Origin of the sequence: Bacillus cereus group sp. BfR-BA-01331 (assembly GCF_022663915.1) — a bacterium.
GTDB classification, from domain to species: domain Bacteria; phylum Bacillota; class Bacilli; order Bacillales; family Bacillaceae_G; genus Bacillus_A; species Bacillus_A mycoides.
In genome coordinates, this window is record NZ_JAKUGJ010000003.1 from 97,338 (window position 1) to 117,308 (window position 19,971).

Consider the following 19,971-nt stretch of genomic DNA (forward strand, 5'->3'; position numbering starts at 1 on the left):
CATAAGGACATTGCCACCGAATACATATATAAGGAAGTAAGGTAATTTTTTAGGGCGGGAGTTGGTAGTAATGGCGATGTTCCCTATAGAGCGTAACTATATTGGGTATGGAAATTCACGACCAGGAATTCCTCTTTCAAAAGTAAGATTTATTGTAAGTCATGACACGGGGAACCCTGGTAGCAATGCGATAGGAAATCGGGATTACTTTAATGAAATACAACCGAAAGCTTCAGCGCATACATTTATTGATGATAAAACAATATTAGAAATTGTCCCTATAAATGAAGTTGCGTACCATGTTCGATACAATGTGCCAACGGATAATGAGTTATTCGGTTATGATGCGAATAAGGCTGCAATTGGGGTTGAACTTTGCTATGGTGGCGACGTAAACTTTTGGGAGGCGTATACTCGTTTTACGTGGTATCACGCTTATTTATGTCAAAATTTCGGTTTAAATCCTAAAAAGGCTATTGTGTCACACAAAACGTTGGATCCTACTCGGAAAATCGATCCTGAGAATGTATTAGGGCAACAAGGAATTAAATTTCAGCAGTTTTTAGCAGATGTCTATCGGATGTATGTTTCGTTTAGATGACAAATATATGAAAAATGAATACAATAAAGATAGATGCCTACTGCTGTAAGTAGGTTTTTTCTTGTTTATATAAATAGAGCAGAGGTAGAAGACTAGGAGTGAACTAAGTATGCAAAAAGAAACAGTTATTATTATCGGAGGCGGTCCATGCGGATTAGCAGCGGCGATTTCGTTGCAAAAAGTGGGGTTAAATCCGTTAGTAATCGAAAAAGGAAACATTGTAAATGCAATTTATAATTATCCAACTCATCAAACATTTTTCTCCTCTAGTGAAAAATTAGAAATTGGTGAAGTTGCTTTTATTACAGAAAATCGTAAGCCATTTCGTAATCAGGCGCTTGCGTATTATCGTGAAGTAGTAAAGCGTAAATCTATACGTGTAAATGCATTTGAACGAGTGGAACAAGTTCAAAAAGATGGTGATGTTTTTAAAGTTGAAACGACGAAGCGTGACGGAAACAAAGAAATATATGTTGCGAAATACATTGTTGTCGCAACTGGATATTATGATAATCCGAATTATATGAATGTACCTGGTGAGAAACTTGAGAAAGTAGCTCATTATTTCAAAGAAGGACACCCTTATTTTGATCGAGATGTCGTTGTAATAGGTGGTAAAAATTCAAGTATAGATGCAGCGTTAGAGCTTGTTAAATCGGGTGCACGTGTAACAGTTCTATACCGTGGTGGGGAATACTCGCCAAGTATTAAGCCGTGGATTTTGCCGGAATTTGAGGCGTTAGTACGAAATGGGACAATTCAAATGCATTTCCATGCGCATGTAAAAGAAATTACTGAGCATACGTTGACGTATACAGTAGATGGTGAGGCAAATACAATTCAAAACGATTTTGTATTTGCTATGACGGGTTACCATCCAGACCACAGCTTCTTAACAAAAATGGGAGTTCGGATTGATGAAGAAACAGGGCGCCCGATTTATATAGAGGGTAGTATGGAAACAAACGCTGAAAATATTTTTATTGCAGGTGTAATTGCTGCGGGGAATAACGCAAATGAAATATTTATCGAGAACGGTAGATTCCATGGAGATGCGATTGCGCAAACCATTGCATCAAGAGAAGAATAAAAAGAAGCTGTCGAAATCTTCGACAGCTTCTTTTTTAATCGTGCATAAACATATGTTGGATTGTTTCGTGAGAGTTTGTGTTTTCTAGTGCGACTAGTAATTTAATTCGCGCCTTTTGAGCGTTTAAACCGTAGGTGAAAACAATGCCCATATCTTTTAATTGTTTTCCGCCACCTTCATAAGAGTATACGTCTTGAACGATACCGTTAAAGCAGCGTGAAACTAATACAATTGGAATGCCTTTTTCTATTAATCGCCCTAGACTAGGAAGTGTTCTTGGAGGTAAATTACCTTGTCCAAGTGCTTCAATAACAATTCCGTCTACTGGTAGTGTTTCGATTGCTGATAATAATGTATCATCCATACCTGCGTATGCTTTTAGAACGACAACGTTTTTAGAAATCTGTCGTACTGTGCATGTTTCGTGATGCACTAAAGCATGATGGAAAACAACACCACGTTTTGTTACCATGCCAATTGGTCCGTACTGTGGACTTTGGAAGGTCGCGACATTACTTGTGTGCGTTTTTGTTACATTTGTAGCACAATGTATTTCGTCATTTAATACGACTAGAACGCCTTTTTCAGCAGCTTCATTACTACTAGCAACTTTTACAGCTGATAAGAAATTATATAGACCATCGGCACCTAATTCATTACTAGAACGCATTGCCCCTGTCACAACGATTGGGATAGTTGCTTGAACTGTTAAATCAAGAAAATAAGCTGTCTCTTCTAATGTATCGGTACCATGCGTGATGACTACGCCGTGAATATCGTCTTGTTTTACTCTTTCGTCAATGATGACTTGCAATTGTAGCATTTCGCTAGGAGTCATGTGAGGAGATGGAAGATGGAACACATCTTCGACAATTAAATCAACATCGCCTTCTAAATCAGGAATAAATTTTAAAAGAGGATTCTTTTTACCTGGTTGTACGACCCCAGTTTCTTTATCTTCCTCCATTGCAATTGTTCCACCTGTGTGTAAAACTAGGATTCTTTTCAATGCTTATACCCCTTTCAAGTTGAAAAATACATTTAGAACATAACATGTTTTGAGTAAATTCGACAATGAAAATGTATAAAAGTATGCTTAGAAAATGACAATAAAATAAATTACTTTAAGTGTGCTCCGGTAAGTGGTTATTAGGTTAGGTTTTGTTTGTGGAAATTTATGAGAGTAGATGTGTAAGTGTAGAGAGGGAAGGAGTGAGTTTTTTGAAAAAAGTGGAGAAAATTATAATTCGTATATTACTGATTCAATTTATTTTTCTTTCTGTCGTCCAACTGCTTTTTATACATAAATCTTCAGTGAAATATTTATCGAAAATTGTTTATTACGAAGGTGTCGTCACGAAAAATAAGGTGGAAATCTTACAGGTGAATAAGTAGTTTTCATTTTCTTCTATGATGGATTATGCTACAATTATTGAGGATTTAATGACGTGAGGCAAATGAGAAGAAGCAGGGGGAGAATACCTGCTTTTCGTTTTGTTTTATAAGTGAAAAATGAGGTGTTACAATGGATAAACGAATTTCGATTGCTATAGATGGTCCAGCGGCTGCTGGGAAAAGTACAGTTGCAAAAGTTGTTGCAAAAAAACTTTCATATGTTTACATTGATACAGGCGCAATGTACCGTACTATTACATATGCAGCCCTTGAACAAAAAGTGGATATTGAAAATGAAGAAAAGTTAATGGAAGTCGTAAAAAATGTAAATATTGAATTTCAGCAAGGGGAAAATACACAACTTGTATTTTTAAATGGACAAGATGTTTCTGAGGTGATTCGTACGCCAGATGTGACGAATCGCGTATCTATTGTAGCAAAGCATCGTCTTGTTCGTGAAGAAATGGTACGTCGTCAACAAGGATTAGCTAAAAAAGGCGGCGTAGTAATGGATGGCCGTGATATTGGTACACATGTACTACCGGATGCTGAAGTGAAAATCTTTATGCTTGCTTCTGTAGAAGAAAGAGCGGAAAGAAGACATTTAGAAAATATGAATAAAGGTTTCGATTCTAATTTAGAGCAGTTAAAAGAAGAAATTGCTAGGCGTGATAAATTAGATTCAGAACGCGAAGTTTCTCCTTTGAAAAAAGCTGATGATGCATTGGAATTAGATACAACTTCTTTATCAATTGAAGAAGTTGTCCAAAAAATTATGGGTATTGTTTCAGGAGTATTTGCGAAATAAAGAAAGAGGACTATCCTCTTTCTTTTTTTTTGAAATGTAAAGGATAAGTTAATTATAAGTCTCTTTTCTTGACAAATGGGCTAATTTGTAAGAAGTTAGTTACAGAGGAAAAAAACTGTCAGAATATATTCGCTATTATATTTCAAATCATACTTTCTTCAAGATGATTTTGCTGTATACTATTTATATAGATTTAATATAGCTTCTTGTGAACTGTATTGAAACAGAATATGTGATGATAAATTCTTAAACATGCAAATGAAAACATTTGTTTTCATTTCGTATATACATACAAATGCTTTGTCAATTCTGTAGGGAGGTATTTCCATGGTAGAGAAAATGAATGAAGAAGTTATGAATTCAAAAGAATTACAAGTTGGTGACGTTGTTACAGGTTCTGTAACGAAAGTTGAAGAGAAACAAGTTCTTGTAAATGTTGGATACAAAACAGATGGCGTAATTCCGATTAGTGAATTAGCTAACGTTCATATTGAAAAAGCAAGCGATGTTGTAGAATTAGATCAAACACTTGAATTGAAAATTATTAAATTAGAAGATGATGATCTTGTTTTATCTAAGAGAGCTGTTGACGCAGAAAAAGCGTGGGTAGAATTACAAGAAAAATTTAATTCTGGTCATGTATTTGATGTTACTGTAAAAGATATCGTGAATGGTGGGTTAGTTGTGGACCTTGGTGTTCGTGGATTTATCCCAGCTTCACTTGTAGAGGTACATTATGTAGAAGACTTTGCTGACTATAAAGGAAAAACATTAGCGGTGAAAATTGTTGAATTAGACCGTGAAAAAAATCGTGTTATTCTTTCACATAAAGCGGTAGTAGAACTAGAACTAGATTCTAAGAAAAAAGAAGCAATCTCTTCGTTAAAAGAAGGGGATATTGTTGAAGGAACAGTACAACGATTAACGGATTTTGGTGCTTTCGTTAACGTTGGTGGTGTGGACGGTTTAGTTCACATTTCACAAATTTCACACGAACGTGTAGAGCAACCTTCTGAGGTATTAGAGCAAGGTCAAAAGGTAAAGGTAAAAGTGTTATCTGTTGATGCTGATACGCAACGTATTTCTTTATCAATTAAAGCAGCTCAGCCAGGACCTTGGGAAAATGTTGCTGGTGAAATAAAAGCTGGAGATATTCGTGAGGGAGTAGTAAAACGCCTTGTTACATTCGGTGCGTTTGTTGAAATTTTACCTGGTGTTGAAGGGCTTGTACATGTATCTCAAATTGCAAATCGTCACGTGAAAAATCCAAATGAAGTATTGGAAATGGGACAAGAAGTAAAAGTGAAAGTACTTGAAGTCCATGTAGCAGAAAAACGTATTTCTTTAAGCATAAAAGAAACGCTTGAAGAAAATAATGTAACAGAAGATTATAGCCAATATGAGCCAAATGCTGATTCGGCTACTTTCCAGTTAAGTGATATTATTGGTGAACAACTGAAAAAATTAAAGAAATAAAGAGGGGTACAAGTGGTAAGGGCAAAACGTAAATTAGATCATATTGAATATGCTCTTTCTACTGGTCAGTCTCGTACGCATGGCTTTCATGATATTGATTTTGTGCATCAAAGCTTGCCAAATTCAAGTTATGACACTATAACATGTGAAACAAAAATCGGCGAACTTTCACTAAGTTCGCCGATTTTTATCAATGCGATGACTGGTGGTGGAGGAGAGCAAACATTACATATTAATGAGCAATTAGCATATGTAGCGAAACATCATAACCTTGCTATGGCTGTAGGCTCGCAAATGGCAGCTTTAAAAGATGAAAGTGAATCGGCTTCGTATAAAGTTGTTAGGAAAGTAAATCCGAATGGGATTTTTTTCGCAAACTTAGGAAGTGAGGCAACTGTCGAACAGGCAGAGCGTGCCGTTGATATGATTGAAGCGAATGCACTGCAAATTCATTTAAATGTCATACAGGAGTTAACGATGCCAGAAGGAGACCGTGATTTTACTGGTGTACTTCAGCGGATTGAGAAAATAGTTTTAAAAAGTAAAGTACCTGTCATCGTAAAAGAAGTCGGTTTTGGAATGAGTAAGGAAACAGTACAACAGTTAGCGAATATAGGTATAACAGCAATTGATATTGGCGGACAAGGTGGTACGAATTTTGCTGCTGTTGAAAATGAAAGAAGACAGCGAATGCTTTCTTATTTTAATAACTGGGGCATACAAACAGCTACCTCGATTATTGAAGCAACCTCTACAAATAATAACCTCTCTTTTATTGCATCTGGGGGTATACAAACAGCACTTGACGTGGCGAAGGCAATCGCATTAGGGGCGAATACAACTGCGTTTGCTGGATACTTTTTACGTATTTTAATGCAAGATGGTGTTGAGAATTTAGTGGATGAAATTGATCTTTTACATACAGATTTAAAATTTATTATGACAGCTCTTGGCGTGAAGACGATAGAAGAGTTACAATCTGTACCTCTTGTTGTAAAAGGTGAAACGTACCATTGGTTAGCGCAGCGAGGGATTGACACTGCATATTATAGTAGGCGATAAAAAATCAACCATCCGGTTGATTTTTTTGCGTTTTATTTTCGTAAAATGAAGAGGGAGGGCGAGAAATTATCATTCTATATAATTCTATAAATGGAAAAAAGAGAGAATTTATATTATAATAAAAGTATATATGAATATTGTGCGGAAAAGCTAAAATTGAAAAAAGGGTTATAAAAATGAAGAAATGTAGAAAATGTGCTGCTGAATTATTGGAGGAATCTTACTTTTGCCATGTTTGTGGAGAAAAACATGGTAAAAGTAAGAAAGTATTCCTCTCTATATAGCTGGTTAGCGATAAAACAAGATAAGAGATTGCTATTTAAGAGTCAAAAGAAACAAGGAAAAATTTACAATAATTTAGGGGATGAGGATGTTAATAAAAAAGGAGATAATGTATCTTCAAATAGTAAAAATACAATAGGACGGATTAAATATAATAGTGAAGATATTAACATCCATGCACGAAATATAAGAGAAGATACAGCGGTTTCTGGATATAATAAAAAGGTTGAAATTTCATTAACTTCAAATGTAAGAGAAGGAGATTCTAGTTCAACAACAGCACAATTAGCAATTAAAATGGCGAATATTGCAATCGCAGTCGGGAATAAATTGTATAGGAATACAACGGTGAATGAAGGAAGGGGAATAGAAGCACTAATTTTGCCAAGGGAATTAGGAGAAGACAAAAACCCATCGGAAGATTCGTATGCAATTTATTATTTTAATATACCAAATGAAGTGAGTTTAAGTAATGCTGAAGTAGTATTACTTTCTGATCAAGGAAATACCATTGTGAGTAGGGAAATTAAAGGAGAAAAAGAAGATATTGTAGGTGCGAAAAAAGAGGTTGAGCGAAAGTTAAATGAGATAGGAGAGACGGATTATGTACGTGTAGAGGTAAAGAGTAAAAATCCTTCTCTACATACGTATTATGTTATTACATATTCTAAAAAACCAACAGGTGTAGTTACGATTGATGCCTCGTTGAGTGATAGGGTTTATAATGCGAAAACAAAAGAATTATATTACGAGTAGAAATAAATAAAATAATTGTGTAAAAAGACGGTTTCGTACAATATCGAAACCGTCTTTTTGTATTGCCTATTTGAGGGCAGCTCGATTGGTGTGGGCTAATAATCAGTGGGGATGGATACCCCCCACTGAGGTTTCACTTTATTTAATGCTGATTTTGCTTTCGAGCTTGCTCCGGTGTATCAAGACTTGTTGCACCGGGATATTGAAGTGATTGGTCGCGATCAGATTCAACGCGGCGTGATTCTCTTAGCTTTCGTTCTTGGCGATCTTTACCCATTGTGAGTTACACCTCCTTATTAAAAGTTTTGCTGTTATGAGAAAAACTATGCACAAAGAAAAGGAGGATTAACTTTCATAAAAAGTTCCCATAATGGAAATCATAGGAGGTGAAATGATGGATGGGAGTACTTTTTATTTTGTTGCTTGGATAGGGTGGATTGTCGTGACCTTTTTTATGAAAAAGGAATCTATTCGTTGGAAGATAAGTGCTTGTATATTAATTTTTATTATTTGTTCTCCGTTAAATGTGACGATTGCTTCTTTCACGATATCGGTAAATGCCCTTTTGCTTTGTATTATTTCTTTTGTAGGTATCGCGTTATATTCTATTTGGAAAAAATTATATACCTTACTTTCGGCACTTATTATTGCAATGTTATATACAAGCTTTCATTTGTTAGAAGTATATGATCCAATTTGGATTGTGGTTGATAGGTTGTTGCTGTTAAGTGGTGCACTTGTGTATGCATCGGTTTTATTGCACGGGGATCGCATATTACGATTATGCTCCTTATATATAGGGATGTTACAAGGAGAATTATTGGTGACGCTGATTTTTCGTAAATTACATTTTCCTTATGAATACGGCAGTTTAGCTTTTTTAGATGTTGCTGCTGTTTCCACTTTATTTATGGCGATTTTACTTTGGATTACAAAGGCATCGGTATATATGGAACAATTTAAGAGGAAAACACGTAAAAGAAAGGCGAGGGTAATACATGACTGAATATACACCAGCTATTTTATGTGGCGTAATTGCAGGTACAATAACTAGGTTGTTAATGCTTCGTACCGATACGAGGCAATATCCGACGAGGCTTCACGGGAAAATTATTCATATCGCGATGGGATTAATTGCGGCTGCCTTAGGAGCAATTGCGATTCCGTCTGTTTTGAAAAAAGATTTCTCTGCAATTACATTTCTTACGTTAGCAGCGACGCAATTTCGTGATGTGCGCAATATGGAAAGAAATACACTTCAACAATTAGATGGATATGAGCTCGTACCACGTGGTAATACATACATTGAAGGAATTGCATTAGTATTTGAAAGTCGTAACTACTTGGCGATGTTAACGTCGTTTGTAACAACGTTTGCGTATATAGGATTCGATTCATGGATTGCCGGGGTAATTACTGGTATAGTAAGTTTTTTCATTGCGAAAAAATTAATGTCAGGTAAAAGACTTCATGACCTTGTAGAAATAGAGCATGTTCCACTTCGTTTTGAAGGAGCGGGACTTTATATTGATAATATTTACATTATGAATATTGGATTGCCAGCAAGGCAAGAAGAAATTATGAAATATGGAATGGGATTTATTTTAAAACCAAAATCGATAGATGCGATGGTTACAATCTCAAACTTAGGACAACGGCAAGCTATTTTACATGATGTTTCGGTTGCTTTAGGAATATATAGAGATTCTGGAACGCCGGCACTTGTACCGTTAGCGAAGCGTGATTTAGAGGATGGGAGAGTTGGGGTTTTTGTTCTGCCGCAAGATCAAGATGCAGAAAAAGCGATAGGGGTAATCGGAAATGTACCAACATTAGAGAGTGCTGTTCATATGTCATCAGAAGCTCCGAAAGGAAGGGGAGATAAGAGATGATGTTAGAAAGTGTTATTCTCGCAGTCATTACAACAACGCCAGAGAAATTTGCAGGTGGTGCCCCTTTATTTATTTGCGAGTCGACAGAGGAACTGGAATTTGTTGCAAATAATTTAGAGGCTATTTTAGATGGTATTGCACATCGCTTACAAGATAATGTATATATTATTGTGAAACATTAGTAACGTGTGGTATAATGTGAGGTGTTTTGATACGTTGAGAAATATTCTGGAATGCAAATCCCTTCTTGCACAAAGAAGGGTTTTTTACATAATAAACAGAAGCAAGTTGAAAGGATGAAAGTATATGCCGAAACCAGTAATAGCGATAGTAGGCCGCCCGAACGTAGGGAAATCTACTATTTTCAATAGAATTGTTGGAGAAAGAGTTTCAATCGTAGAAGATATACCAGGTATAACGCGAGACCGTATTTATAGTGCGGGAGAATGGTTAAATCATGAGTTTAACATTATTGATACAGGTGGAATTGATATTGGAGACGAGCCGTTCTTGACACAAATTCGTCAACAGGCGGAAGTAGCGATTGATGAAGCAGATGTTATCATTTTTATGACGAATGGTCGCGATGGTGTAACTGCAGCAGATGAAGAAGTTGCTAAAATTTTATACCGTTCTAAAAAACCAATTGTACTTGCGGTAAATAAGGTTGATAATCCAGACATGCGTAGTGATATTTATGATTTTTATGCATTAGGATTTGGCGAGCCATTCCCGATTTCAGGTACACACGGTTTAGGACTTGGTGATTTGTTAGATGAAGCTGCAAATCATTTTCCAAAGATTGAAGAAGAAGCGTATGACGATGAAACAATCCGTTTCTCTTTAATTGGACGTCCAAACGTAGGGAAATCATCACTTGTAAATGCACTTCTTGGTCAAGAACGTGTAATTGTAAGTAATATAGCGGGAACGACACGTGATGCTGTTGATACACCATATAGTAAAGATGATCAAGATTATGTAATCATCGATACAGCTGGTATGCGTAAAAAAGGGAAAGTATACGAAAGTACAGAAAAGTATAGTGTACTTCGTGCACTTAGAGCGATTGAACGTTCTGACGTTGTTTTAGTCGTTTTAGACGGAGAAGAAGGAATTATTGAGCAAGATAAAAAAATCGCTGGATATGCTCATGATTCAGGACGAGCTGTTATTATCGTTGTAAACAAATGGGATGCAGTGAAAAAAGATGAAAAAACAATGAAAGCATTTGAAGAAAACATCCGTGCTCATTTCCAATTTTTAGAGTATGCACCGATTGTATTCTTATCTGCGAAAACGAAAAAGCGTACACAAACGTTATTACCGGTTATCAATGAGGTAAATGAAAGCCATAGCATCCGTGTACAAACGAATGTATTAAATGATGTAATTATGGATGCGGTAGCGATGAATCCAACGCCGACACATAATGGTAGCCGTCTGAAAATCTTCTATGCGACACAAGTTGCGGTAAAACCACCAACATTTGTTATATTTGTAAACGATACAGAATTAATGCACTTTTCATATGAGCGCTTCTTAAAGAACCGTTTACGTGAAGCGTTCGGTTTTGTAGGAACGCCGATTCACATTATCGCTAGAGCAAGAGACTAATGGAGAGGATGTGATTTTATGACAAAAATCACAGTAATAGGAGCAGGTAGCTGGGGAACAGCGTTAGCGATGGTATTAGCTGACAATGGGCATGATGTACGTATTTGGGGAAACCGTCCTGAACTCATGAATGAAATTAATACGAAGCGTGAGAACAGTAGATATCTTCCAGGGATTACATTGCCAAGCACAATCGTAGCCTACTCTTCTTTAGAAGAAGCATTAGTAGATGTAAATACAGTACTGCTAGTAGTACCGACGAAAGCGTACCGAGACGTATTGCAAGAGATGAAAGAAATTGTTACAGAGCCAATTACTTGGATTCATGCAAGTAAAGGAATCGAACCAGGTACGTCAAAACGTATTTCGGAAGTGATTGAGGAAGAAATTCCAGAGAGCTTGATTAAGGATGTTGTTGTGCTATCTGGGCCGAGTCACGCTGAAGAAGTTGGATTGCGTCAAGCGACAACTGTTACGTCTGCAGCAAAGCGTATGGAAGCGGCTGAGGGAGTACAAGATTTGTTTATGAATAGCTATTTCCGTGTATATACAAACCCAGATATCGTTGGAGTTGAACTTGGTGGTGCTTTAAAAAATATTATTGCACTAGCTGCGGGGATATCTGACGGGCTTGGATTAGGTGATAATGCGAAAGCGGCATTAATGACACGTGGTTTAACAGAGATTGCTCGTTTAGGAAGAAAAATGGGCGGAAATCCGTTAACATTTGCTGGTCTAACTGGTATGGGAGACTTAATTGTAACTTGTACAAGTGTGCATAGCCGAAATTGGCGCGCTGGAAATATGCTTGGAAAAGGGCACTCTTTAGAAGAAGTGCTAGAAAGTATGGGTATGGTTGTAGAAGGTGTAAGAACAACGAAAGCTGCTCATGAATTGGCAGAGAAAATGGAAGTTGAAATGCCGATTACAGCTGCTTTATATGACGTGCTGTTCAATGGGAATAATGTGAAAGACGCAGTAGGCTCATTGATGGGACGTGTTCGAAAACATGAAGTTGAAGCGATACCTGATTTGTTATAAAGAAAGCGGTAGAAGTACATTTCGTACTTCTACCGTTTTTTATTTTTTATGGGTCTTTTCACCAATTTTTTATCTCTGCATAGGATGAAGAGTAACTTGAGGAGAGGGTGAAAAGAATGGATAACAACATTTTTAATAACATTGAAAAAGAAGCGAAAGTGAACAAAGAAGATATTTTTAAATTAGCGTCGTCTGTTCAAAATGCGAACTTACGTGATGAGACAGTGCTTCGCCAATTGATTCATCAAGTTGCTCTAATGGCAGGACGCGAAGTGCCGAAAGAGCAAGAGGATCAAATTGTAAAAGCAATTATTAACAATAATATGCCGGCGGATTTTGGTTCGTTAAGTAAAATGTTTAAAAAATAAATTATGAGAAACAAAGAGTTTAGAGAATGCATATGATAGTTATGAAAGAATGGGAATAGAGCTGTTAAGGGCATATTTGGTCAACCGAAGCGCATCATTTCGTGCTTCGGTTTTATTATTTTAAATAAAAATCATCAATTCACGGAAAAATGATGATTTTTATTTGTTTAAAGATTTTAATTTGTTAAAATAGTATAAAAATAGATTGAAAGTAAAGGGGTGTATATATGTCGGAAGGACTTATGAAAATGTGGTTTGCTTTAGGGGCAATTGGATTTATGTTTCTTGCAGTAAGTTTTATTTTATTGAGTAGGCATAAAATGAAGAATAAATTTTTGAAAGGGATTACAGCTTTAGTAGCGTACACCCTCATGATTGTATCGGGAATTGTTATTTTCCTTGTTGTATTTAGTGGCCCTATTGAGCAATAAAGGATGTGTAGTCGGTAAATGTTACAAAAGCAACAGTCCATACTAGCATGAAAAGGTGATTGTCAGTGAAAAAAATCCATATTATTTTAATATTTTGTTGCATGAGCATTTTAACAGGGTGTATGTATCCAAGAGAAAATATGAAACAAAGTGCTATTCCTTATGAAGACCAGTTGCAAGTTGTACAAAAAGCCATTAATACATATAAGGAGCAAACGGATGGTTTATTACCAATTAAGACGCGTGATATGAGTACGCCGATTTATCAGAAGTATCCAATTGATTTTCAAAAAATTGCTCCAAGGTACATACAAGAGGCACCAGGGAATGCGTATGAAAGTGGTGGAGTATATCAATATGTATTAATAGATGTTGAAAAAAATCCGACAGTAAAGTTAATTGATGTGAGAATGGCGGAACAAATTCAAGAAGTGGCATTGAAGCTAAGAATGTATCGTGATGAACATCAATATCCACCTTTTAAAAAAGTGATCACAGATGGTGTTTATGAATTAGACTTCAAAAAACTAGGATATAAAGATGTACCACAAGTGACAAGTCCGTACTCAGGAAAAGGTCTCCCTCTTGTAATTAATGAAAAAGGAGAATTGTTTGTTGATTATAGAATCGACTTATATGAAGCGTTGAAAAAAAATGAAGGACAATTTAAAGAAGGTGAAGATATCCGGAGTATACTATCGAAGGATTCCCCGTTTGTTCCTGCATACTCTTTGCCGTATACAGTAAAAAATGGAGAACCAATTTTTTTAAAATCATAAGTCATGAACCTTTCTTTTAGTGAATAAGTTCTAGAAGAAAGGTTTTTTATGTTATACAACTTGCGATGCAAACAAAAGGTATTTTTAAATAGTCATATGAAATTGGACAAAATTATATGATATATTGTCCGAACTTCTAGAATACCATTATATTATATCAGATATTATAGGCAACATTAGAGAAGGTATTAGTTGACTATAAACGTGGAATTATTCCCAAAAATATTGAGGGAGGGAATCACTTGGAAAAGGTAGATATTTTTAAAGATATTGCGGAACGCACAGGCGGTGATATTTATTTTGGAGTTGTAGGAGCTGTTCGAACAGGGAAATCAACATTTATTAAAAAATTTATGGAACTTGTTGTTATTCCCAATATTGAAAATGAGTCAGACCGTCAAAGAGCGCAGGATGAACTGCCTCAAAGTGCTGCTGGTCGTACAATAATGACGACGGAACCGAAGTTTGTTCCAAACCAAGCGGTTTCTATCGAAGTAGATGAAGGTCTTGAAGTAAATATTCGATTAGTAGATTGTGTTGGATATACGGTTCCAGGAGCAAAAGGCTATGAAGATGAGAATGGTCCGCGCATGATTAATACTCCTTGGTATGAAGAGCCTATTCCATTCCATGAAGCTGCAGAAATCGGAACACGTAAAGTAATTCAAGAGCATTCAACAATTGGTGTCGTTATTACAACAGATGGAACAATTGGTGAAATTCCAAGAAGAGATTATATAGAGGCAGAAGAACGCGTTGTAAATGAGTTAAAAGAAGTAGGAAAGCCTTTCATTATGATTATCAATACTGTACAGCCATACCATCCAGATACGGAGCAGTTACGTCAAAGTTTATCAGAAGAATATGATATCCCAGTAATTGCGATGAGTGTAGAGAGTTTAAGAGAAACAGATGTGTATAACGTACTGCGAGAAGCATTATTCGAGTTCCCGGTTTTAGAAGTGAATGTAAACCTTCCAAGCTGGGTAATGGTGCTAAATGAAGGGCATTGGTTACGCCAAAGTTATCAGGAAGCGGTTCAAGAGACTGTAAAGGATATAAAACGTCTTCGTGATGTGGACCGTGTCGTTTGGCAGTTTAGTCAATATGAATTTATTGATCGAGCAAGTCTAGCTGGCATCGATATGGGGCAAGGTGTGGCAGAGATTGATTTATATGCGCCAGATGAATTGTATGATCAAATTTTAAAAGAAGTAGTAGGAGTAGAGATTCGAGGGAAAGATCATTTATTAAAGCTTATGCTCGATTTATCTCATGCGAAAACAGAATATGACCAAGTGGCGGATGCCTTGCGGATGGTAAAACAAACCGGATATGGAGTAGCAGCGCCTGCATTAGCTGATATGAGCTTAGATGAACCGGAAATTATTCGTCACGGCTCAAGGTTCGGTGTTAAATTAAAAGCGGTTGCGCCGTCTATTCATATGATTAAAGTGGATGTAGAATCAACATTTGAACCAATTATCGGTACTGAAAAACAAAGTGAAGAACTAGTTCGTTACTTGATGCAAGATTTTGAAGATGACCCGCTATCAATTTGGAATTCTGATATATTTGGGCGCTCTCTTAGCTCTATTGTTAGAGAAGGAATTCAAGCGAAGTTATCTCTAATGCCAGAAAACGCTCGTTATAAATTAAAAGAAACGCTAGAAAGAATTATTAATGAAGGATCTGGCGGATTAATTGCGATTATATTATAAGAAAAAAATCCCTCTAATTGTAGAGGGATTTTTTTCTTTTTGAGTAAGTAATAGAAAAATAAACAGTCATTATCTAATATTTTGTTGTAAATTGTCAAGTTTCATCAGAATTTCACATTTTTAGAGTAACAATTTCCTTAAAAATATTGAATTATAAAGGAGAATCGTATAATATAGGCGTTGATAATGATTTATCTACATCTTTGTAGTATAGAATTTGTAAAAATTGCCTACAAATGAAAGTAAGACTCATTTTATGATCATTATACAGTCTTATCTTTGGGAGGAGGTGAATGGCATGAACAAGACAGATTTAATCAATGCTGTTGCAGAAGCAAGTTCCCTTTCTAAAAAGGACGCAACAAAAGCAGTGGACGCTGTTTTTGATTCTATCTTAGAAGCTTTAAAACAAGGTGATAAAGTACAACTAATCGGATTCGGTAACTTCGAAGTTCGTGAGCGTGCGGCTCGTAAAGGTCGTAACCCACAAACAGGTGAGGAGATTGAAATCGCTGCAAGTAAAGTACCTGCATTCAAACCTGGTAAAGCGTTAAAAGATGCGGTTAAATAATCCTTACATATTAACAGGGAAGAAGAGTTTCCTTTTTGGAAACTCTTCTTTTTGCTTTTAAAAACATAAATATGCTAGAATGTGTTCGTATCACTTTTAGGTTTTTCGGGAGGGCTAGCGGATGGCAAAAGTTAATTTAGAACAAATTGAACATGCAGTACGTCTTATTTTAGAGGCAATCGGAGATGACCCAAATCGCGAGGGAGTACTTGATACACCGAAACGTGTTGCGAAAATGTACGCAGAAGTATTCTCAGGAATGCATGAGGATCCGAAAGAGCATTTACACAAAGTATTCGGAGAAGACCACGAAGAGCTTGTGCTAGTAAAAGATATACCATTCTATTCGATGTGTGAGCATCATCTTGTTCCGTTTTATGGAGTTGCTCACGTTGCATATATTCCGCAAGGTGGAAAAGTAACGGGACTAAGTAAATTAGCTCGTACTGTAGACACAATTGCGCGTCGTCCGCAACTACAAGAACGTATTACATCAACAGTAGCTAACTCTATTATGGAAGTACTAGAGCCGCATGGTGTAATGGTAGTAGTAGAAGCAGAGCATATGTGTATGACGATGCGTGGTGTGAAAAAGCCTGGTGCGAAAACAGTAACGACTGCAGTGCGCGGCGTGTTAGAAAATGATGCAGCAGCACGTAGTGAAATTTTATCGTTTATTAAGACGAATTAAAGAAGAGCGGGAAACTGCTTTTCTTTTTTTTATATACAAAAAAATGATATAGTTTTAATGTTAAAGAGCAAGAATATAAAGGTTGAAAATTACTTCTGCCTTTTGTGTAAATGAATGTTTGTAGTTGTTAGAGACGAAGATAACTTGTATGAATAAAAGTTGAGGCTTTATTCGGTAGCAGTTTGGCAGAAGTAGCCAAGTTTTGATTATAGAAAATAGAATGTATGTGTTATAATAAATTTTATGAATTAGAAAACAAGGGTGATTTTTTGTGTGTGACATCTACGGAGGGTATGCGGGTATTAAAGAGAAATTGATGGAGAAATTACGCCATCCTTATTTTATAAACTATATTGAAGAACCATTTATTGATGAAGAAAAAATAGCGCTGTTATACGGTGCATTAAAAAGTGCAAATATACATAAAGAACAAATTGATCATTATGTCGTAACGATTATGCTTGTACAAATTGCTCTTGATACACATGAAAAAGTATCAAATAAAGCAAACGAAGAGACGAGTGGATTCCATAAGCGTCGTCAATTGACAGTTCTTGCAGGGGATTATTATAGTGGTCTATACTATTACTTATTGTCAATGAATTGTGATATTATCTTAATTCGTGCACTTGCTGAAGGAATTAAGGAGATTAATGAACATAAAATTATGCTATATCAAAAAGCACATGTGGCGATTCAAGACATAATGGAAAGTGTAGTAATAATTGAATCTGCGCTTTTGCAAAAAACATGTGATCATTTTCAGTTATCTAATTGGAAACGATATATAACTTATGTGTTAGGAAAAAATCGTCTTCAAAAAGAGTGTCAATTGTATGCTGATAAACAAAATTCACCTGTTTTTCAAGCAGTCCAAAAAATCTCATTGGATGATGATAAAAATCTGGAAACAGTAATTAATGAATGGCTTATGGAAATGAGAAAGCAGGAAGAAAATTTTTTAGAGAATCATACAGAAGTTAATGAGATAATTTCTATGTTAAGAGATAAATCAAGGAAATAAGCAACTTTACATTGGAAGAAGGTACGAGCATGCAACAATCAAAAGAAGAAAGAGTACATGACGTATTTGAGAAAATTTCTGATAAATACGATGTGATGAATTCTGTAATTAGTTTTCAAAGGCATAAGGCATGGCGCAAAGAAACGATGCGAATTATGGATGTGAAACCCGGGAGTAAGGCACTTGATGTATGCTGCGGGACGGCAGATTGGACAATTGCACTAGCGGGAGCTGTAGGTGAAGATGGGAAGGTTTACGGTTTAGACTTTAGCGAAAATATGCTAGCTGTCGGTAAACAAAAGGTAGAAGCTTTAGAATTAAAGCAAGTAGAACTTATGCATGGAAATGCAATGGAACTTCCTTATGAAGATAATACGTTTGATTATGTAACGATTGGTTTTGGGTTACGTAACGTTCCGGATTACATGCAAGTATTAAAAGAAATGACGCGTGTAGTAAAGCCTGGTGGAAAAGTAATTTGCCTGGAAACATCCCAACCAACGATGATAGGTTTTCGTCAAGGATATGTCTTATACTTTAAATATATCATGCCGTTATTTGGAAAGATGTTTGCGAAAAGTTATAAAGAATATTCATGGCTTCAGGAATCTGCTAGTACATTCCCAGGGATGAAAGAGTTAGCACGTATGTTTGAAGAAGCTGGGCTTAAGAATGTGCAAGTGAAACCATTTACTTTTGGTGTAGCAGCTATGCATTTAGGTATTAAACCAGAATCAAAATAGAAAATAGAAAATAGAAAAAAGACGTTTTAGGTTAAGGTGAACAATATGAAGTTACAACTTATGTACTCTTTTTTACGATCGGATATTAATGTTATAGAAAAAGAATTGAAGAAGACAGTTGCTTCTGAGCAGCCGTTAGTAGAAGAAGCGGCATTACAGCTTATTGAAGCAGGTGGGAAGCGGATTCGCCCTGTTTTTGTTTTGCTTGCAGGGAAATTTGGGGATTATAAGTTAGATGCAATTAAGCATGTTGCGGTTGCATTAGAACTAATTCATATGGCTTCGCTTGTTCACGATGATGTCATTGATGCTGCGTTTTTACGACGCGGTAGCGCAACAGTGAATGCGAAATGGGGAGATCGTATTGCAATGTATACAGGAGACTACTTGTTTGCGAAGTCTCTTGAATGTATAACAAATATAGAAATTCCAGATGCACATCAAGCGTTGTCTCATACAATTTTAGAAGTTTGTAAAGGTGAAATCGAACAAATTAAAGATAAGTATAACTATGATCAAAATTTAAGAACGTATTTAAGAAGGATAAAACGAAAAACAGCATTGTTAATCGCCGCAAGTTGTCAGTTGGGAGCGATTGCTGCTGGTGCTAATCGTGATACTGTAAATCGTCTATTTTGGTACGGATATTTTGTTGGTATGTCTTATCAAATTATTGATGATATTTTAGATTTCGTATCGACAGAAGAGAAGCTTGGAAAGCCTGCTGGTGGTGATTTATTACAAGGTAACATTACATTACCTGTTTTGTATGCCATGGAAGATCCAGTTCTTCGTCAAAAAATTACATCTGTGCATGAAAATACAACAGCAAGTGAAATGAAAGAAATTATTGATGATATTAAAGCGAGCGAAGCTATTGATAAAGCATTTTCGTTTAGTGAACGTTATTTACATAAAGCATTAGAAATAATAAAACCACTCCCTCGTGGACAGGCGAAGTATGCGTTGCAAAATGTCGCAAAGTATATTGGAAAACGAAAATTTTAGTGTTTTGTCTGAAAAATAAAATAATCTCTCTATTTCAAAACTATTGCGCAATTGTGATAAGGGTGTTAATATGTGTGTGGGGATATACAATTACATACATAATTCAGAAGTGGAGAGATTTTTTATGGAAAAAACATTTCTAATGGTAAAACCAGACGGTGTACAACGTGCCTTCATTGGGGAAATTGTAGCTCGTTTTGAGAAAAAGGGCTTTCAATTAGTTGGTGCAAAATTAATGCAAGTTACTCCGGAAATTGCTGAACAACACTACGGTGAGCATAAAGAAAGACCTTTCTTTGGTGAATTAGTAGACTTTATTACATCTGGTCCTGTATTCGCAATGGTATGGCAAGGTGAAGGTGTAGTAGATACAGCACGCAATATGATGGGTAAAACACGACCACATGAAGCTGCTCCTGGAACAATTCGTGGAGATTTCGGTGTAACTGTTGCGAAAAACATTATCCACGGTTCGGATTCTTTAGAAAGTGCAGAACGCGAGATTGCTATTTTCTTTAAGGAAGAAGAATTAGTAGACTACTCAAAATTAATGAATCAATGGATTTACTAATTATTTTGAAATAATTTGTAAACGCTTTAATAACTGTGATAATA

Annotated in this window: 24 protein-coding genes; 22 read left to right on the forward strand and 2 right to left on the reverse strand. The window is 36.1% G+C overall.

The window, feature by feature from the left end; translation table 11 throughout:
* Positions 1-70: 70 nt before the first annotated feature.
* Both MR155_RS07230 and MR155_RS07235 read left to right on the forward strand, forming a co-directional pair.
* Entirely contained in the window at positions 71-601 is a 531-nt protein-coding gene (locus MR155_RS07230) for a peptidoglycan recognition protein family protein (protein WP_002011791.1), read from the forward strand.
* A 109-nt stretch (positions 602-710) separates the two neighbouring features.
* Entirely contained in the window at positions 711-1,691 is a 981-nt protein-coding gene (locus tag MR155_RS07235) for a YpdA family putative bacillithiol disulfide reductase (protein ID WP_002030753.1), read from the forward strand.
* 34 nt (positions 1,692-1,725) lie between these two features.
* Here the strand turns inward: MR155_RS07235 and ansA are convergent, their stop codons facing one another.
* Positions 1,726-2,700 carry an asparaginase gene (gene ansA / locus MR155_RS07240; protein WP_002030754.1) on the reverse strand — a complete coding sequence of 325 codons (975 nt, stop codon included), beginning with the start codon at positions 2,698-2,700 and terminating at the stop codon, positions 1,726-1,728.
* A 212-nt stretch (positions 2,701-2,912) separates the two neighbouring features.
* On the opposite strand from ansA, the gene MR155_RS07245 reads away from it, so the two are divergent.
* The 5 genes from MR155_RS07245 (at position 2,913) to MR155_RS07265 (ending at position 7,470) form a co-directional block, all read left to right on the forward strand.
* Positions 2,913-3,086: a DUF5359 family protein gene (locus tag MR155_RS07245; RefSeq protein WP_242309074.1), complete on the forward strand. Its 174-nt coding sequence runs from the start codon at positions 2,913-2,915 to the stop codon at positions 3,084-3,086.
* 130 nt (positions 3,087-3,216) lie between these two features.
* Entirely contained in the window at positions 3,217-3,894 is a 678-nt protein-coding gene (cmk, locus tag MR155_RS07250) for a (d)CMP kinase (RefSeq protein ID WP_002086629.1), read from the forward strand.
* Positions 3,895-4,221: 327 nt separating this feature from the next.
* A complete protein-coding gene (gene rpsA, locus MR155_RS07255; protein ID WP_002030757.1) occupies positions 4,222-5,370 on the forward strand; it encodes a 30S ribosomal protein S1 in 1,149 nt (382 codons plus the stop codon).
* A gap of 12 nt (positions 5,371-5,382) precedes the next feature.
* Positions 5,383-6,432: a type 2 isopentenyl-diphosphate Delta-isomerase gene (fni, locus tag MR155_RS07260; RefSeq protein WP_242309076.1), complete on the forward strand. Its 1,050-nt coding sequence runs from the start codon at positions 5,383-5,385 to the stop codon at positions 6,430-6,432.
* 249 nt (positions 6,433-6,681) lie between these two features.
* Complete coding sequence (locus MR155_RS07265) at positions 6,682-7,470, forward strand: hypothetical protein (protein WP_242309269.1); 789 nt, start codon at positions 6,682-6,684, stop codon at positions 7,468-7,470.
* 142 nt (positions 7,471-7,612) lie between these two features.
* On the opposite strand, the gene MR155_RS07270 is transcribed toward MR155_RS07265, so the two are convergent.
* Positions 7,613-7,747 carry a YpzI family protein gene (locus MR155_RS07270; protein ID WP_000513901.1) on the reverse strand — a complete coding sequence of 45 codons (135 nt, stop codon included), beginning with the start codon at positions 7,745-7,747 and terminating at the stop codon, positions 7,613-7,615.
* A 117-nt stretch (positions 7,748-7,864) separates the two neighbouring features.
* On the opposite strand from MR155_RS07270, the gene MR155_RS07275 reads away from it, so the two are divergent.
* From MR155_RS07275 to ndk, 15 genes are all read left to right on the forward strand, one after another.
* Complete coding sequence (locus tag MR155_RS07275; protein WP_002086626.1) at positions 7,865-8,476, forward strand: YphA family membrane protein; 612 nt, start codon at positions 7,865-7,867, stop codon at positions 8,474-8,476.
* Complete coding sequence (locus tag MR155_RS07280) at positions 8,469-9,362, forward strand: YIEGIA family protein (protein ID WP_002135269.1); 894 nt, start codon at positions 8,469-8,471, stop codon at positions 9,360-9,362. The genes MR155_RS07275 and MR155_RS07280 overlap by 8 nt, the downstream gene beginning before the upstream one ends.
* Positions 9,359-9,544 (forward strand): capping complex subunit for YIEGIA, encoded by a 186-nt coding sequence (locus MR155_RS07285; protein WP_002086624.1) that lies wholly within the window; start codon positions 9,359-9,361, stop codon positions 9,542-9,544. Before MR155_RS07280 ends, MR155_RS07285 begins: the two co-directional genes overlap by 4 nt.
* Before the next feature lie 124 nt (positions 9,545-9,668).
* A complete protein-coding gene (gene der / locus MR155_RS07290) occupies positions 9,669-10,979 on the forward strand; it encodes a ribosome biogenesis GTPase Der (RefSeq protein ID WP_002011811.1) in 1,311 nt (436 codons plus the stop codon).
* A gap of 18 nt (positions 10,980-10,997) precedes the next feature.
* Complete coding sequence (locus MR155_RS07295; RefSeq protein WP_002011813.1) at positions 10,998-12,020, forward strand: NAD(P)H-dependent glycerol-3-phosphate dehydrogenase; 1,023 nt, start codon at positions 10,998-11,000, stop codon at positions 12,018-12,020.
* Positions 12,021-12,136: 116 nt separating this feature from the next.
* Positions 12,137-12,388 (forward strand): stage VI sporulation protein F, encoded by a 252-nt coding sequence (locus tag MR155_RS07300; RefSeq protein ID WP_000369753.1) that lies wholly within the window; start codon positions 12,137-12,139, stop codon positions 12,386-12,388.
* Positions 12,389-12,615: 227 nt separating this feature from the next.
* Positions 12,616-12,819: a DUF2768 domain-containing protein gene (locus tag MR155_RS07305; RefSeq protein WP_002011815.1), complete on the forward strand. Its 204-nt coding sequence runs from the start codon at positions 12,616-12,618 to the stop codon at positions 12,817-12,819.
* 65 nt (positions 12,820-12,884) lie between these two features.
* On the forward strand, positions 12,885-13,598 hold the full coding sequence (locus MR155_RS07310; protein ID WP_002126422.1) for a hypothetical protein: 714 nt from the start codon (positions 12,885-12,887) through the stop codon (positions 13,596-13,598).
* 242 nt (positions 13,599-13,840) lie between these two features.
* The gene (gene spoIVA / locus MR155_RS07315; RefSeq protein WP_000416521.1) at positions 13,841-15,319 is read left to right on the forward strand and encodes a stage IV sporulation protein A; all 1,479 of its coding nucleotides are present in this window, start codon (positions 13,841-13,843) and stop codon (positions 15,317-15,319) included.
* Positions 15,320-15,617: 298 nt separating this feature from the next.
* Complete coding sequence (locus tag MR155_RS07320; RefSeq protein ID WP_001043860.1) at positions 15,618-15,890, forward strand: HU family DNA-binding protein; 273 nt, start codon at positions 15,618-15,620, stop codon at positions 15,888-15,890.
* A 121-nt stretch (positions 15,891-16,011) separates the two neighbouring features.
* Positions 16,012-16,581, forward strand: a complete 570-nt coding sequence (gene folE / locus MR155_RS07325) for a GTP cyclohydrolase I FolE (RefSeq protein WP_002011819.1) — start codon at positions 16,012-16,014, stop codon at positions 16,579-16,581.
* Positions 16,582-16,852: 271 nt separating this feature from the next.
* A complete protein-coding gene (locus MR155_RS07330; protein ID WP_113937053.1) occupies positions 16,853-17,605 on the forward strand; it encodes a heptaprenyl diphosphate synthase component 1 in 753 nt (250 codons plus the stop codon).
* A 29-nt stretch (positions 17,606-17,634) separates the two neighbouring features.
* Positions 17,635-18,348: a 2-heptaprenyl-1,4-naphthoquinone methyltransferase gene (gene menG, locus MR155_RS07335; RefSeq protein WP_002086620.1), complete on the forward strand. Its 714-nt coding sequence runs from the start codon at positions 17,635-17,637 to the stop codon at positions 18,346-18,348.
* Between the two features lie 45 nt (positions 18,349-18,393).
* Complete coding sequence (hepT, locus tag MR155_RS07340) at positions 18,394-19,356, forward strand: heptaprenyl diphosphate synthase component II (protein ID WP_002011823.1); 963 nt, start codon at positions 18,394-18,396, stop codon at positions 19,354-19,356.
* A gap of 124 nt (positions 19,357-19,480) precedes the next feature.
* Positions 19,481-19,927, forward strand: coding sequence for a nucleoside-diphosphate kinase (gene ndk, locus MR155_RS07345; protein WP_000415879.1), 447 nt, complete (start codon positions 19,481-19,483; stop codon positions 19,925-19,927).
* Positions 19,928-19,971 lie beyond the last annotated feature (44 nt).

Bases quoted from the DNA above. Each gene is read 5' to 3' on its own strand.
- ndk (WP_000415879.1), top strand. From the start codon at position 19,481: ATGGAAAAAACATTTCTAATGGTAAAACCAGACGGTGTACAACGTGCC.
- hepT (WP_002011823.1), top strand. From the start codon at position 18,394: ATGAAGTTACAACTTATGTACTCTTTTTTACGATCGGATATTAATGTT.
- MR155_RS07300 (WP_000369753.1), top strand. From the start codon at position 12,137: ATGGATAACAACATTTTTAATAACATTGAAAAAGAAGCGAAAGTGAAC.
- MR155_RS07305 (WP_002011815.1), top strand. From the start codon at position 12,616: ATGTCGGAAGGACTTATGAAAATGTGGTTTGCTTTAGGGGCAATTGGA.
- MR155_RS07235 (WP_002030753.1), top strand. From the start codon at position 711: ATGCAAAAAGAAACAGTTATTATTATCGGAGGCGGTCCATGCGGATTA.
- MR155_RS07295 (WP_002011813.1), top strand. From the start codon at position 10,998: ATGACAAAAATCACAGTAATAGGAGCAGGTAGCTGGGGAACAGCGTTA.
- folE (WP_002011819.1), top strand. From the start codon at position 16,012: ATGGCAAAAGTTAATTTAGAACAAATTGAACATGCAGTACGTCTTATT.
- rpsA (WP_002030757.1), top strand. From the start codon at position 4,222: ATGGTAGAGAAAATGAATGAAGAAGTTATGAATTCAAAAGAATTACAA.
- MR155_RS07275 (WP_002086626.1), top strand. From the start codon at position 7,865: ATGGATGGGAGTACTTTTTATTTTGTTGCTTGGATAGGGTGGATTGTC.
- MR155_RS07230 (WP_002011791.1), top strand. From the start codon at position 71: ATGGCGATGTTCCCTATAGAGCGTAACTATATTGGGTATGGAAATTCA.
- MR155_RS07285 (WP_002086624.1), top strand. From the start codon at position 9,359: ATGATGTTAGAAAGTGTTATTCTCGCAGTCATTACAACAACGCCAGAG.
- cmk (WP_002086629.1), top strand. From the start codon at position 3,217: ATGGATAAACGAATTTCGATTGCTATAGATGGTCCAGCGGCTGCTGGG.
- MR155_RS07270 (WP_000513901.1), bottom strand. From the start codon at position 7,747: ATGGGTAAAGATCGCCAAGAACGAAAGCTAAGAGAATCACGCCGCGTT.
- MR155_RS07265 (WP_242309269.1), top strand. From the start codon at position 6,682: ATGGTAAAAGTAAGAAAGTATTCCTCTCTATATAGCTGGTTAGCGATA.
- der (WP_002011811.1), top strand. From the start codon at position 9,669: ATGCCGAAACCAGTAATAGCGATAGTAGGCCGCCCGAACGTAGGGAAA.
- MR155_RS07280 (WP_002135269.1), top strand. From the start codon at position 8,469: ATGACTGAATATACACCAGCTATTTTATGTGGCGTAATTGCAGGTACA.
- menG (WP_002086620.1), top strand. From the start codon at position 17,635: ATGCAACAATCAAAAGAAGAAAGAGTACATGACGTATTTGAGAAAATT.
- MR155_RS07320 (WP_001043860.1), top strand. From the start codon at position 15,618: ATGAACAAGACAGATTTAATCAATGCTGTTGCAGAAGCAAGTTCCCTT.